Origin of the sequence: Streptomyces sp. NPDC059851 (assembly GCF_042732005.1) — a bacterium.
Taxonomy (GTDB): domain Bacteria; phylum Actinomycetota; class Actinomycetes; order Streptomycetales; family Streptomycetaceae; genus Streptomyces.
On record NZ_JBHWJJ010000119.1, the window covers coordinates 1 to 13855 of the forward strand.

General features: G+C 74.5%; 13 protein-coding genes. 9 read left to right on the plus strand and 4 right to left on the minus strand.

What is annotated here, in order from left to right; genetic code table 11:
* Nucleotides 1-30: 30 nt before the first annotated feature.
* Complete coding sequence (locus tag ACFV7Q_RS29965; protein WP_385433080.1) at nt 31-642, minus strand: short chain dehydrogenase; 612 nt, start codon at nt 640-642, stop codon at nt 31-33.
* 69 nt (nt 643-711) lie between these two features.
* On the opposite strand from ACFV7Q_RS29965, the gene ACFV7Q_RS29970 reads away from it, so the two are divergent.
* The 7 genes from ACFV7Q_RS29970 to ACFV7Q_RS30000 all read left to right on the plus strand — a co-directional run bounded on the left by ACFV7Q_RS29970 (nt 712) and on the right by ACFV7Q_RS30000 (nt 9733).
* Nucleotides 712-1623 carry a LysR family transcriptional regulator gene (locus ACFV7Q_RS29970; RefSeq protein ID WP_385433124.1) on the plus strand — a complete coding sequence of 304 codons (912 nt, stop codon included), beginning with the start codon at nt 712-714 and terminating at the stop codon, nt 1621-1623.
* A 17-nt stretch (nt 1624-1640) separates the two neighbouring features.
* The gene (locus tag ACFV7Q_RS29975) at nt 1641-2261 is read left to right on the plus strand and encodes an L-threonylcarbamoyladenylate synthase (RefSeq protein WP_385433082.1); all 621 of its coding nucleotides are present in this window, start codon (nt 1641-1643) and stop codon (nt 2259-2261) included.
* Between the two features lie 121 nt (nt 2262-2382).
* Nucleotides 2383-2610, plus strand: coding sequence for a DUF6296 family protein (locus ACFV7Q_RS29980; protein WP_385433084.1), 228 nt, complete (start codon nt 2383-2385; stop codon nt 2608-2610).
* A gap of 86 nt (nt 2611-2696) precedes the next feature.
* The gene (locus ACFV7Q_RS29985; RefSeq protein WP_385433086.1) at nt 2697-3590 is read left to right on the plus strand and encodes a hypothetical protein; all 894 of its coding nucleotides are present in this window, start codon (nt 2697-2699) and stop codon (nt 3588-3590) included.
* The gene (locus tag ACFV7Q_RS29990; protein ID WP_385433087.1) at nt 3590-5761 is read left to right on the plus strand and encodes a bifunctional serine/threonine-protein kinase/ABC transporter substrate-binding protein; all 2172 of its coding nucleotides are present in this window, start codon (nt 3590-3592) and stop codon (nt 5759-5761) included. The genes ACFV7Q_RS29985 and ACFV7Q_RS29990 overlap by 1 nt, the downstream gene beginning before the upstream one ends.
* A 3-nt stretch (nt 5762-5764) precedes the next feature.
* The gene (locus tag ACFV7Q_RS29995) at nt 5765-8023 is read left to right on the plus strand and encodes a bifunctional serine/threonine-protein kinase/ABC transporter substrate-binding protein (protein ID WP_385433089.1); all 2259 of its coding nucleotides are present in this window, start codon (nt 5765-5767) and stop codon (nt 8021-8023) included.
* Nucleotides 8024-8320: 297 nt separating this feature from the next.
* Nucleotides 8321-9733, plus strand: coding sequence for an Ig-like domain-containing protein (locus tag ACFV7Q_RS30000; protein WP_385433091.1), 1413 nt, complete (start codon nt 8321-8323; stop codon nt 9731-9733).
* 88 nt (nt 9734-9821) lie between these two features.
* Here the strand turns inward: ACFV7Q_RS30000 and ACFV7Q_RS30005 are convergent, their stop codons facing one another.
* From ACFV7Q_RS30005 to ACFV7Q_RS30015, 3 genes are all read right to left on the minus strand, one after another.
* The gene (locus tag ACFV7Q_RS30005) at nt 9822-10496 is read right to left on the minus strand and encodes a DUF4360 domain-containing protein (RefSeq protein ID WP_385433092.1); all 675 of its coding nucleotides are present in this window, start codon (nt 10494-10496) and stop codon (nt 9822-9824) included.
* Nucleotides 10497-10544: 48 nt separating this feature from the next.
* Complete coding sequence (locus ACFV7Q_RS30010) at nt 10545-11189, minus strand: DUF4360 domain-containing protein (RefSeq protein ID WP_385433094.1); 645 nt, start codon at nt 11187-11189, stop codon at nt 10545-10547.
* Between the two features lie 184 nt (nt 11190-11373).
* Nucleotides 11374-12099 carry a DUF72 domain-containing protein gene (locus ACFV7Q_RS30015; protein ID WP_385433096.1) on the minus strand — a complete coding sequence of 242 codons (726 nt, stop codon included), beginning with the start codon at nt 12097-12099 and terminating at the stop codon, nt 11374-11376.
* A gap of 106 nt (nt 12100-12205) precedes the next feature.
* Between ACFV7Q_RS30015 and ACFV7Q_RS30020 the strand changes: the two genes are divergently transcribed.
* Together ACFV7Q_RS30020 and ACFV7Q_RS30025 are read left to right on the plus strand one after the other, a co-directional pair.
* Nucleotides 12206-12574 (plus strand): hypothetical protein, encoded by a 369-nt coding sequence (locus tag ACFV7Q_RS30020; protein ID WP_385433098.1) that lies wholly within the window; start codon nt 12206-12208, stop codon nt 12572-12574.
* A 347-nt stretch (nt 12575-12921) separates the two neighbouring features.
* The gene (locus ACFV7Q_RS30025) at nt 12922-13761 is read left to right on the plus strand and encodes a class II glutamine amidotransferase (RefSeq protein WP_385433126.1); all 840 of its coding nucleotides are present in this window, start codon (nt 12922-12924) and stop codon (nt 13759-13761) included.
* Nucleotides 13762-13855 lie beyond the last annotated feature (94 nt).

Below are 13855 nucleotides of genomic sequence, written 5' to 3' on the forward strand. Positions count from 1 at the left end.
GCACCCGTACCGCGTCGGGCCCGTGACCGGCTAGTGGCCCAGCTCCAGGACCCGGCCCGTCTCCACGCCCTCGATGCAGCGGACGTACGCCCGGGCCACTTCTTCGAGGTCGACCGGCGCGAAGCCGGGGAAGTGGTCGCCGTACACGTCGAGGGCCTCGGTGAACACGGTGGGGCTGACGGCGTTGACGCGCTGCGGGGCGATCTCCGCCGCGGCCGCGCGGACGAACGCCTCGACGGCGCCGTTGGCCATGGAGGCGGCCGAGCCGGTCATGATGGGGCTGCGCGCCAGGACTCCGGTGATCAGGGTGAAGGAGCCGCGCGGAGCGATCCGGCCGATGCCCTGGCGGACCAGCTCCAGCTGGCTCTGCACCTTGCCGCGGAAGGCCGCCGTCCAGTCCTGCGGGGTCATGTCGGCGACCGGCTTGAACGGAACCGAGCCGGCGGCGCTCGCCACCGCGTCGAGTTGCCCGCCCTCGCCGGCGGCGTCGTACAGGGCGGCGATCTGGGCGGGGTCGGTGACGTCGAAGCGGAGGTCGCCGCTGGAGCGTCCGGCGGTCACGACCTCGTGGCCGCGGGCGGTCAAGGCCTGGTGCACTGCGGTGCCGAGCGTGCCGCCCGCACCGATCAGAAGGATTCGCATGCCCCGACGCTAGGTGAACCGACCGTGGCCGGGGAAATACCTTCTGTGCAGCATTTATGCTTGCCGGTTGTGAATGTGGAGCTGAGGCATCTGCGGACCCTGGCGGCGATCGGCGACGAGGGCACCATCACGGGCGCCGCGGCCGCCCTGCACCTCAGCCAGCCGGCCGTGTCCCGCACCCTGGACCAGCTGGAGCAGCGCCTGGGCACCCGCCTGGTCGAGCGCACGACGCGCCGCCTCTCCCTCACCCCGGCGGGCCGGCGGCTGTGCGAGCACGCCCACCGCATCCTCACCCAGCTCGACGACGCCCTCGCCGAGGCCGCCGCCGGCCCGGAGCCGCGACCGCTGCGCATCGGCTTCGCCTGGGCCGCCCTCGGCGAGCACACCGTGGCCCTGCTGCGCGACTGGCGCCGCGACCACCCGGACACGCCGGTCCAGGTGCACCGGCTGCCCGACCCGGTCGCTGCCCTGCGCCGCGGCGACATCGACGCCGCGTTCGTCCGCGCCCTGCCCGAGGGGGACGGCGCCGCCGGGCTGACCGCGCTCGCGCTGTACAGCGAGCCGCGCGTGGCGGCCCTGTGCGAGGACGATCCGCTGGCCGACCGCCAGCGGGTCTCCCTGAGCGAGCTGGTGGACCGTACCGTCGTCCTGTGTGCGACGGCCGCCACGACCAGCACTGCCCTGTGGCCGCAGGGCCGCCGCCCCGGGGCCACCCTGGAAGTCGCCAACGTCGACGAGTGGCTCACCGCCATCGCGACGGGCGAAGCCGTCGGCGTCACCGCGGAGGCCACCCGACACAGCCACCCCTACCCCGGCGTCCGCTACCTGCCGATCACCGGGATCGGCCCGGTGACGGTCCACTTCCTCGCGCCGACGGTGCCCGTCCACCCGGCGACGGCGGCCTTCCGCCGTCACGCCCGGCGCGCGCTGTCCCCCGCACCGGTGGCCGCGGACTCCTCGGCGCCCGCCACCGCGGGCTGATCGCGTACGCTCGGCAGATGGCGAAGTACTTCGACGTACACCCCGACAACCCGCAGCACCGCACCATCAGCGGTGTCGCCGACAGCCTCCGCTCCGGCGCACTCGTCGCGTATCCGACCGACTCCTGCTACGCGCTGGGCTGCCAGATGGGCAACCGTGACGGCCTCGCCCGGATCCGGTCCATCCGCAACCTCGACGACCGGCACCACTTCACGCTGGTGTGCCAGAACTTCGCCCAGCTGGGCCAGCTCGTCACCATCGACAACGACGTGTTCCGCGCCATCAAGGCGGCCACGCCGGGCAGTTACACCTTCATCCTGCCGGCGACGCGGGAGGTGCCGCGCCAGCTGCTGCACCCCCGCAAGAAGACGGTCGGCGTCCGGATCCCCGACCACACCGTCACCCAGACCCTCCTCGCCGAGCTGGGCGAACCGCTGGTGTCGAGCACCCTGCTCCTGCCCGACGAGGGCGAGCCCCTCACCCAGGGCTGGGAGATCAAGGAGCGGCTCGACCACGTGGTGGACATCGTGGTCGACTCGGGTGACTGCGGCACCGAGCCGACCACGGTCATCGACTTCTCCGGCGGCGCGGCCGAGATCGTACGCCGCGGCGCGGGCGACACCACCCGCTTCGAGTGAGGTTCCTCCACGCGGGGGCCGTGTTGATCGTCTTCCCGGCCGAGGTGCGATGCACCCGGCGGGGGCGGCGCGCATCATGGAGGGTAAGGACGCTCCGTTCGCTCGGCGAAGGAGGGCGCGGATGAGTTCCCAGCAGTACGAGCTGGTGTTTTCCGAGGGCCCGGGCTCGGACGAGGACACCGTGGTCGTGACGCCGACCGGTCTGGCCGGGCCGGGCGGGCACCCGGTCTACGAGGACGCGACCGGCATCGTCCGGGCCGAGATCAGTGACCGGGGCGAGGTACGTGTCCTGGCCACGGGCGGCGGCCAGAACCCGATCCGCGTGGTCCGGGTCCGAGCACTGCCCTGATCTCCCGGGCGGAGGGCAGGGATTCGGTCAACGTTCTTCGCCCACACGGCACTTGAAACCCGCCCGCGCCGGGTACGCTCTGCGCCGTGGGACGGTCGGGGGGACACGGACACGCGGACGGGCACAGACGCCGAGGGCCACTGCGCGCCGGCTGCTGCCTGGCCGCCGGCCTGCTCGTCCTCGCCGGATGCAGCTCGGGCGGTGCGACGCGCGGCGGCGCGGCGGGCTCCGCCCGCCCTTCCGCACCGGCCGCGCCCTCCCCGTCGGCCACCCCGGGCGCCACGGCCACCGCGGGCACCAGTACCTCCGGCGCCGGCGAGAGCCCCGCCCCGCTCGTCCCCGAGCTGGACGAGCAGCGGCAGCCGCGGGACCGGGCCGAGGCGCGGGCCCTCCTGGACCGCATCGTCATCGACCAGGACGTCTTCGGGCCGGACGTGAAGCGCAGCACCCCCTTCGAGAGCGGTCCCGACAGCTGGCCGGTCCTCGGCCGGGACTGCGTGTGGCGGACGGAGGGCCTGCCGCCCGACGTCCTGGCGACCAGCACCCGCCAGTTCCACGTACCGGCCGCCGACGGCCGCGGCCGGGTCAGGATCCACGCCACGGTGACCGTCCACCGCAGCCGCGAGGAGTCCGGTTGGGAGACCGCCCGCGCCATGGAGGAGGTCCTGCGCTGCCCCGACCAGGTGCTGCGCGCCGGCGAGGAGCTGAAGGGGCTGTGGGGCGCCTCCCTCTACCTGGGCGAGCAGTTGAACGGCTGGTCCGAGGACGCCTTCAGCGAGTCCGGCACGTGGGTCGGCGAGGGCAGCGGCGGCCCCCAGCACTACCGCTGGTCGCAGGGGCAGTTCGGCCCCGTCACGGTGGCCGTGGCCGGCAAGGGCGCCGCCGGGGTCACCGAAGACGCCCTCGTCGGGCTCGTCGTGCAGGGCACCGGCCGGATGATGTACCGGGCGGGGCAGGCCCTCGGGAAGGTGCCCCGCTGATGGAGCGGCTCCATCCCTCGGACCCGTCCCGGATCGCCGGTCACCGCCTGCTGGGGCGGCTCGGATCGGGCGGCATGGGCGTCGTCTACCTCGGCCGCGCCGCCGACGGGGCGCTCGCCGCGGTCAAGGTGATCCGCACCGAGTACGCCGACGAGGCGGACTTCCGGGCCCGGTTCCGCCGCGAGGCGGCCGTCGCAGCCCGGGTGGACAGCCCCTGGGCGGTGCGGGTCACCGGCGCCGACCCCGATGCGGCCGAACCCTGGCTGGCCACCGCTTTCGTGCCCGGGCCCTCGCTCGCCGAGGCCGTCGCCGCCCACGGCCCGCTGCCGCTGCGCGCCGTACGGATCCTCGGCAAGGCCCTGGCCGGGGCGCTCGACGTGATGCACGGGCAGGGCCTGGTGCACCGGGACGTCAAACCCGCGAACGTGCTGCTCGGCATGGACGGGCCCCGGCTCATCGACTTCGGCATCGCGCGGGGCGGCGAGCACACCGCGCTGACCTCGACCGACGTCGTCCTCGGCACCCCCGGTTTCCTCTCCCCGGAGCAGGCTCGCGGACTGGCCGCGCAACCCGCCGGCGACGTGTTCTCGCTCGGCTGCCTGCTGGCGTACGCGGCCACCGGCCGGCTGCCGTTCGGTACGGGCGCCGTGGACGCGGTGCTGTACCGGACCGTGCACGAGGAGCCGGAGTTCGGGCCGGAGGTCCTCGCCGACCCGGAACTCACCGCCCTGCTGCGCACCGCCCTCGCCAAGCACCCCGACATCCGCCCCACCGCCCGGGAGCTGGACGAGGCGCTGACCGAGGACGACCCGGGCGCGGGCACCGGCTGGCTGCCCGACCCGGTCGTCGCCGCGATCGCCGAGCGCGCCGCCGAACTCCTCGCCCTGCCCGGGATCGAGGAGACCGTCGTCGACCCGGCCGCCGGGGCCGCGGAGGCAGAGGGGGCCGGGGACGGGGGCCGGGCCGTGTCGCGGCGGCGGCTGCTCCGCCTCGCCTCCGCCGGGGCGGCGGTCGCGGCGGGCGGCGGCGTGGCTGCCTTCCTCGCGTGGCGCCGGGGCGGGGGGACCCCGGCGGAACCGGCCGGGCGGAAGTGGGTGATCGGGGTGCACGCGGACCTCTCCGGCCCGCAGGGATCCGTCGGCAAGGCCCAGTTGCGCGGGGTGGGGTTGGCCGTCGACGCGTTCAACTCCCGCTCGGACAAGCCCTTCCGTGCCTCGATCCTGGGCGTCGACGACGGCGGGGATCCCGCCCGCTCCGCCCGCGTCGCCGCCGAACTCGTCGGCAATCCGGACGTGCTGGCCGTGGTCGGCCCCACCGGCAACGCCTCCGTGACGCCCTGCCTGGAGGTGTACGGGGAGGCCGCGCTCCCCTTGCTGACCGTGTCCGCCCTGGGGAGCACCTTCGGTGTCGCCGACCGGCGCAGCTTCTTCCAGACCGGCCCGATCTCCCTCGGTCAGGGAGCGGCCGTCGCCTTCCACCTGGCGCAGGCCCAGGGTGCCCGACGGCTGGGGCTGCTGTGCGACCGCGCCGGCGATGCGGAGGGCTGGCAGGCGGTGCTCCAGGTGAGCCGGACCCTCGGCTTCGCCGCTCCACAGGCCACGGCGTACGCCCGCGTACTCCCCCGGGAGTCCGGGAACGAGCTGCCGGCGGTACTGGCCGACCTGCTCGCCCAGGGGGTCGACGCGGTCTTCTGCACCGGCACCCCGGCCCGTACCGCTCAGGCCGTCCGGTGGCTCCACACCGCCGGTTTCAAGGGGCCGCGGATCGCCGACTACACGGTCGTGGACCAGGAGTTCCTGTCCGCGGCCGGTCCCGTCGCCGCCGAGGGCTGGCAGGTCCTCGCCCCGTACACCGGACCGGACTCCCCGGCCATGGAACCCCTGCGGTCCCAGCACCGGTACGGGCCCTCCCCCGACCCCTGGACGGCCGAGGCGTACGACACCGCGGGGCTGGTCCTGGACCGGCTGCTGACGGCCGCGAAGTCGGGCGGTGGCCGGCCCACCCGCGCCGCGCTGCTCGCCGCGCTCGGCCGCGGAACGTACCGGGGTCTCGTGAAGGAGTACGCCTTCGACGATCGCCGGCAGGTGAAGGGCCACACGTTCTTCCTCCACCGGATCGACCAGGGCCGGCTCCGCTACCAGGGGCCCGGCCCCCGGTTGTCCCAGGGGTAGCCGGTGCGCCCCCTCGCCCCCGCCGATCCGGCCGCGGTCGGCGGGCACCGGCTGCTGGGGCGGCTCGGCTCGGGCGGGATGGGCACCGTGTACCTGGGCCGGTCCCCGGCGGGCGCGCTGCTCGCGGTGAAGGTGATCCGTGCCGACCACGCCGCGGACCCGGCCTTCCGGGCCCGGTTCCGCCGCGAGGCGGAGGCGGCCGCGCGGCTGTCGGGGCGGTGGGTGGTCCCGGTGGTGGCCGCTGATCCGGATGCCCGCGAGCCGTGGCTGGCCACCCCGTTCGTGCCCGGCCCGTCGCTGTCGGAGGCGGTCGGCGGGTACGGTCCGCTGCCCGCCGGCAGCGTCAGGACGCTGGGGGTGCGGCTGGCGGAGGCGCTGGAGCAGGTGCACGCGGCGGGGCTCGTCCACCGCGACGTCAAGCCGGGGAACGTCCTGCTCGCCCCGGACGGGCCGCGGCTGATCGACTTCGGGATCGCGCGGGCAGTCGGAGCCACCACCCTGACGGCGGCCGGCTCCGTCATCGGCACCCCCGGCTACCTGCCCCCGGAGCAGGCCGGTACGGGCGGGCCGGCGCCGGGTCCGGCGGGTGACGTGTTCTCCCTCGGCTGTGTGCTGGCGTACGCGGCGACCGGGCGCGGCCCGTTCGGCGGCGGACACCCGGCTGCGGTGGTGTTCCGTACGGTCCACGATCCGCCCGACCTGGACGGGGTGCCGGCGGAGTTGCTGGAGCCGCTCTCCGCCTGCCTGGCCAAGGACCCGGTCGGCCGGCCCTCCCCGGCGGGGCTGCGGACGCTGCTCGGCGGCGGCGCGGACGGCTCGGGTACGGGCGGCGGCACCGACGGGTCCGGCCCGGGCGACGGGGCGGACTGGCTGCCCCCGCCGCTGCCGAGGCTGATCGCCGAACGCTCCACGCGGGCCCTGGAGCTCCCCGTCCCGGATCCCACCCGGATCGACGGCTCCGGGGGGTACGCGGCGGACACGGTGGGCACGGCGGACGGACGCACCGGGCCGGTCCGCGGGTTCCTCACCCGGCGGCGGCTGCTCGTCGCCGGCGGGGCCCTGGTCGTGGCCGGCCCGCCGCTCGCCCGGCTGGCGACCCGCGACCCGGGCGGGCGCGGCGCACCGCCCGCGGCGTCAGGCCGTGGCCTGCCCGCGTTCACGGTCGGTCTCCAGGCCGACCTGACCGGGCCGGGCAAGGCGGTGGGGCAGGCGTACGAGCGGGGGGTGCGGCTGGCGGTGGAAGCGCACAACGCGCGCCCGGGCGTCCCCTTCAGGCTGGCCCTGCGCACCGCCGACGACGGGGGTGACCCGGCGCGCGCCGTACACGGCGCCGGGCAGCTGATCGCCGACGCGTCCGTGGTCGCGCTGATCGGCCCCACCTCGGAAGCGGCCGTGCCCGGGGTGGCCGACGCCTGCACCGCCGCGGACCTCGCCCTGCTGTTGGTGTCGGTCCACAGCGGCAAGCGCTCCCCCGATCCGTGGCGGACGCTGTGCGACACGCGTGCCGACGCCGACGGCATCGCACTGCCGGTGCTGGACTACCTGTCCCGGGTCCGGCCGGTCACCCGCACGGGCGTGGTGGAAGACGGCGCGGCCGCTGGCGGGGGTGGCAGCGGCGAATGGCAGCTGACCCGTAGCCTGCGGCAGACCCCGCCGTCGAGGGGCTCGGTGAGCACGCACCGGATCCCGCAGGACGGTTCCGGCTCCGCCGCGGCCGTGAGCGCCCTGGTCGCGGCGGACGCCCAGGCCGTCGTGTTCGTGGGCGCCTCGCCCGAGCGTGCGGGGCGGTTCGCCCGGGCGCTGGCCGACGCGGGGTTCCGAGGGCCGCGGCTGGCCACCGGGGAGGTGATGGAGCCCGCGTTCTCGGAGGCGGCCGGACCGGCCGCGGAGGGCTGGCTGTTCAGCACCTACTTCGCCGACCCGTCGGAGGTGCCGGCCGCGGCGGGGTTCGTGTCCGCGTACCGGGCCGCCTACGGGGGGCCGCCGGCGCGGTGGGCCACCGAGGCGTACGACGCGGTGGGGCTGGTGGCCGCCGCGCTGGGCGCCCTGGAGGGCGAGGGGCGGGACCGGGCGGGGCTGTCCCGCCGGATCTTCCGCACGGCGCACCAGGGGTTGGCCAAGGCCCTGGCCTTCGACGCCGTCACGCACGTGCTGTCCGGGCAGCGCACCGCGCACCTCCACCAGGCCCGTTCGGGCGCCTTCCGGTACCTCGGGGCGTCCAAGGACCTGGCTCCGTCACCTCCGACACCTCCGACGCCGTGAGCGATCCGGCCGGGGCCGCCGCACCCGCCCTCCGGCTGCCGCCGGTTGCTCCGTACGAGTTCTCTTGCGCACCCGTCCGGTCGTACGCACCGAGTGCATGATCATCATTTCGGTCCGTACTCGTTTTCATACTGCCATCCGGTCATGGGCGATCTGGGAGGCCGCGTCCCGATGTCATCGACGCACCGCGCACCGCACACACCACAGCCAGCACGTGAACCAGACCCATCACGAGCTCGACGGGCACGGCGGGCGCGGGACCCGTGGCGGAACACGTCGTGGAGCGTGGTGGCCGCCGTGACCGGCAGCGCCTTCCTCGTCGCCATGGTGCCCGGCAGCGTGCCCCGGGACGACGGCAAGGGGCAGGGCTCCGCAAGCGCGGACGCGTCGGTGACGCTGGTGGTCGGCCGCTCCCTGCAGGAGCCCGGCCGCGTCCCGCCCTGCCGGGCCGGGGCGGACGGCGGCGGGCCGTGCGCCGGCTGGCGGCAGGAGCGGGTCCGGGCCACCGCACACGGTGCCGGGGCGGTGCTCCGGGACCCTGCCGGACGCGGGGCGACCGCCGGGGCGCGGGCGGTCGTCCTGCCCACTGACGCGCGCGGCCCGCTGCAGATCGGACTGGCCGACCCGGGGCGGATCGTCGACGTCACCGTCCGGGACGGGCACGGGCGCTACGTGGGCGGCGCGCTCGACGTCGAGGGCCGGCGCTGGGCCAACACCGAACCCATGCGGGCCGGCGAGCGGTACACGGTCCACGTGGGCGCCCAGGACGCGGCGGGGACCCCGGTCGGGGTCACCATGACGTTCCGGACCGCGCCGCCCTCGGACGGCGACCGGCTCACGGCGGAGCTGGGGCCGGCGCCCGGGACGTACGGGGCGGGCCAGATCGTGACGGCCGCGCTGAGCCGCCCCGTTCCCGCGGCGGACCGCGAGGCCCGTATCCGGGTCGAGGGCGCGCTCGAAGTGACCTCGGAACCGGCGGTGGAGGGCTCCTGGTACTGGGTGGACGCGTCGACCCTGCACTACCGGCCGCGTACGTACTGGCCGGCCCACGCGGTGGTGCGGGTGCACAGCGGGCTCGACGGGGTCCAGGTGGGCGACCACGGGCACGGCGGTCCCTCGGAGTCCGTGGAGTTCACCGTCGGGGACCGGATCGAGGCGGTCACCGACTCCGCCGCCCACGAGATGACCGTACTGCGCAACGGCCGGGTCGTGCGGACGATCCCCGTCACCACGGGAAAGGCGGGGTTCCTGACCCGCAGCGGCATCAAGGTCGTCCTGGGCAAGGAGGAGAACGTCCGCATGCGGGGGGACACGGTCGGCATCCAGCGCGGCACGAAGGAGTTCTACGACCTGCCCGTGCGCTACGCGACGCGGGTGACGTGGAGCGGGGAGTACGTGCACGCGGCGCCCTGGTCGGTGGACGCCCACGGTGAGGAGAACGTCAGCCACGGCTGTACGGGCATGAGCACCGAGAACGCGGCCTGGTTCTTCAAGACCGTTCGGGTGGGGGACATCGTCGAGGTCGTGAACAGCGGCGGGGAGCCGATGGCCCCGTTCGCCAACGGCTTCGGCGACTGGAACCTCGACTGGTCGGCCTGGCTGAAGGGCAGCGCCCTGGCATCCGCCCCCGGGCGGCCCGCAGCGGCGCCGTCCGGGCCCGCGTCCTCCGTCTCGGGGCGCACCCCGTCCCGGCTGCACCCGATGACCTGATCCGCCGGGACCGTGGCCGCGCCGGCCGGCGCCGCACCCGGCCCGCACGGCGCGGGCCGGGGTACGGCTGCCGACTGTCGGCTACCGGCTACTTGCGCGGGGCGGGGCAGGTCTGCCAGGCGAGGTGGTAGAGCGTGCTCACGCTGGCGTCCGTGGAGTCCATCGTCATGAAGCTGGTGGCTGCCTGCGGGTTCGAGGTCCCCGCATTCACCCGCAGTTCCGTGTTGATGTTGAAATTGCGTTTTTCACCGCAGGGCGCCCACACCAGATCCGCGTACTCGGTCCGGTCCGTCGCCTGCCAGTTGTCGTTCAGCGGGCCGTTGAACTGGTGGGTGCGGGAGGTCGTCTGGGGCATTCCCTGGAAGTAGTAGTTCGCCCGTTGCTGACCCCAGGCCCCGGGCTGGAGGAATGCGAATCCGCGGTAGTCCGCCTGGACGATCGCATAGGTGAATCCCGAAGGAACGTGGACCCGGAGATTGAGCTGGCAATTCTTGCGGAATGCGGTCGGCGGCGCACCGGGCCCCACCTGGGCGAGGTACTCACTGTAGGTGACCGTGAAGGCGGTGTTGTCGGGGGCCACGGCCACTTCGGCGGTCCCCTCGCGGCAGCCGGATCCGTTCACCGTGGCGAGCTCGATCACGATCTTGTCGGGGGGTGCGGTGATCTGCGGGGTGTGGCCCGAGGCTCCGGCAGGTGTCGCCATCGCGATCAGCGCGGCTGCGGCGGCACCGGTGAGAAGGGTGCGGAACAGGGAATGGGACATCGTTGTCGCTCCTGACCGTGTGTTCGGTGTTCCTGTGCGCACGCCGTGTCAGACCCCGGGGCATTCCTTCCAGGCGAAGTGGTAGATCGTGCTGACGCTGCCGTCCGTGGAGTCCATGCTCATGAAGCTCAGTGACTGCGGGTTCGAGGCGCCCGGGTAGACGCGCAGCTCGGTGTTGACGTTGAGGTTGCGCTCCTCCCCGCACGGGGCCCAGACGAGGTCGGCGTACTCGGTCCGGTCGCTCGCCTGCCAGCTGTCGCTGTACGGCCCGTTGAACTGGTGGACGGTGCGGGCCGTCTGGGCCATGCCCTGGAAGTAGTAGTTGGCGCGCTCCTGGCCGTAGGCCCCGCGCTGGAGGTGCGCGAAGCCGCGGTAGTCGGCGCGGGCGATGGCGTACGTGAAGCCCTGCGGCACGTGGATCTGGAGGGCGAGCTGACAGTTCTTGCGGAACTCGGTCCCGCCGGCGCCGCCGCCCGTCTGGGCGAGGTAGTCGCTGTACGTGACGGTGAACGAGGTGTTGTCGGAGGCCGCGGCCACACTGGCGGTGCCCTGCGGGCAGCCCGATCCGTTGACGCCGACGACGTCGACCGTGATTCTCCCGGGCGGTATGGTCGCGGATTCTGCGTGGGCGGGCACGGCCAGTGCGGATAACGCCGCCACTGCCGCGGCGACGGTGAGCTTGCGGAGCGCCATTCGATTCCCCATTCGTCCGGGCCGGTTCCCCCTTTTGGGCATGGACATGCCACCACGGGGGGCCCGGGCTGGGAAGGTTGCGATACGGCCAACCGTCACGGGTGACGGCCGCTGGCCGAATTGCGCCCGCCACCGGAACGGGCGGGCGGGCGCGGCGGAGCCGGTCGTGCCGAGTCGGGTGAGGTCAGGAGGGGACCAGGCGCCGGAAGGCCTCCGCGTCGCGGACCGCCGCCCCGCCCGGGTCGTTGTTGAAGTAGGCGAACACGTCCGCCTCCCGCGGCCAGGCGTCCGCGATCCGGCCGGCCCACGAGTGCAGCGCCGTCGTGCCGTAGCGCGGCCAGGGCCGTGCCGCGCCCTCGTGGAAGCGCAGGTAGCCCCAGTCGGCGGTGCGCCACAGCGGGGTCACCGGGCGCGAGCCGCGGTCGGCCCAGCACAGCGCCGCGCCCCGCGCGGTGAGGACGTCGCGGACGTCCGGATTCCACCAGGAGTCGTGCCGGGGTTCCACGGCCACCCGGGTCGTGGGCGGGAAGCAGGCGAGACAGGCGTCCAGGGCCTGCGGGTCGGCGTGCAGGGTGGGCGGCAGCTGGAGCAGGACCGGGCCCAGCCGCTCACGGAGGGCCTCGGCGTGCGTCATCAGCCGCCGGACCGGTTCCTCCGGCTCGCGCAGGCGCTTGATGTGGGTCAGGAAGCGGCTGGCCTTCACGGCGAAGACGAATCCGTCCGGGGTGCGCTCGCGCCAGTCGGCGAAGGTGTGCGGGGAGGGCAGCCGGTAGAACGCGTTGTTGCTCTCCACCGTGGCGAAGTGGGCGGCGTACTCCTCCAGCCAGAGCCGCTGGGGACGGTCAGCGGGGTAGAGGACCCCCGACCAGTCCCGGTACTGCCATCCGGAGGTTCCGACGAGCACGGGCATGGTGCCGATGATGACCGGCCACGACCCGCCCCGCATCCGCCGCCGTCCGCCCCCAGCCGCTCATGTGGGGGGTGTGGCCGCGGCCGGGGCGGGGCAGGCGCCCCGCATGACGTTGCGGCATCCGGCGAAACGCGCCCGCGGCCGGGCGGCACGCTTCGAGAAGCTCGCCGAGCTCGCCTCGAACTTCACGAGCTCCGCCCTGTTCTCGGTGCTCTGCATGGTCCTGGTCGGGGCCTTCGCGGCCGTCCACGTCGCGCACCTGCCCATCGAGTGGCAGCACCTCGTGGGCGACTCCATGGGCGCGGTGTCGCTGCTGCTGCTGGCCTTGCTGAAGAACTCCGAGCGCCGCGCCGAGCACGCCATCCAGCGCAAGCTCGACGCGATCGCCGCGGCCCTGCTGGAGGAACAGGAGGGCCGGAAGGGCGATGCTGAGGAAAACCTGGAGTCCGCCATCCGGATGGAGGAGCGGTACTAGCCGGACGGCCGACGGCAGCGTTCAGCGTTCAGCGTTCAGCGTTCAGCGCCAGCCCGAACACGGAGAGTGCCCGCCCGTTCGGGCCCCCGGCAACAGCACGGCGGGCGTCGCACGCGCGGCGCCGAGGAGCAGGGCGGCGGTGTTCAGGGCCGGTGCCCCGCTCGTGCGCACGGCGGGGACGGCGCCGGTGGCCGTGCCCGCCGTGCGCCTCCCCCGGACGGCGTACGGCGCCGCCCCGGGGCTGTCACCCGCCCGGCCCCCGTGCCCGGCCGGGTCGACGGGCGGGCAAGGCGGGGACGGCCGCGCCGCGCTAGGCTCGGACGGGGTGCAGGAGAGGGATGATGCTCATGTGTCGCTGGCTCGCCTACTCCGGGTCGCCGATGCTCCTCGACGCGGTCCTCTACCAGCCGGAGCACTCGCTGATCAACCAGAGTCTCCACGCGAAGATGGGGGTCGAGACCACCAACGGCGACGGCTTCGGCATCGGCTGGTACAGCCAGGACGGGGACGGCACGCCGGCGGTCTTCCGTGACATCGGTCCGGCCTGGAGCAACCGCAACCTGCGCGAGCTGGCCTCCCACATCCGCTCGCAGCTGTTCTTCGCGCACGTCCGCGCCTCCACCGGTTCGGCCATCCAGCAGACCAACTGCCACCCGTTCCGGCACGGCCGCTGGCTGTGGATGCACAACGGCGCCATCACCGACTTCGCCCGCCTCCAGCGCGACCTGTGCATGGCGGTGGACCCGGCCCTGTTCCCCTGCATCGAGGGGTCGACGGACTCCGAGGTGATGTTCTACCTGGCCGTCACGTTCGGCCTCGACCAGGACGTGCCGGGGGCGGTGGGCCGCATGGCGGGGTTCGTGGAACGGCTGGGCAAGGAGCACGGCGTCGCGGACCCGCTGCAGATGACGGTCGCCGTGAGCGACGGGGAGCGGGTGTGGGCGTTCCGCTACTCCAGCCAGGGCAGGTCCCGTTCGCTGTTCTACAGCAGCCGCGCCGAGACCGTGCGCCAGCTGTACCCGGAACTTCCCTTCCTGCGGTCGGTGTCGGACGCGACCCGACTGGTGGTCTCCGAGCCGCTGGGCGACCTGCCCGGGGTGTGGAACGAACTCCCCGAAGCGAGCTACGTCGTCGTGCCGCTGGAGGGACCGGCGGACTACCTGCCGTTCATCCCCGAGCTGCCCTGAACCCGCTCCGGACCCCCACCCGCGGGGCGGACCCGAGCCCCCGGCCCCGTCCCCGTCGGTGCGGAGCGGCACCGTGCGGGAGAGGGACGAGGAC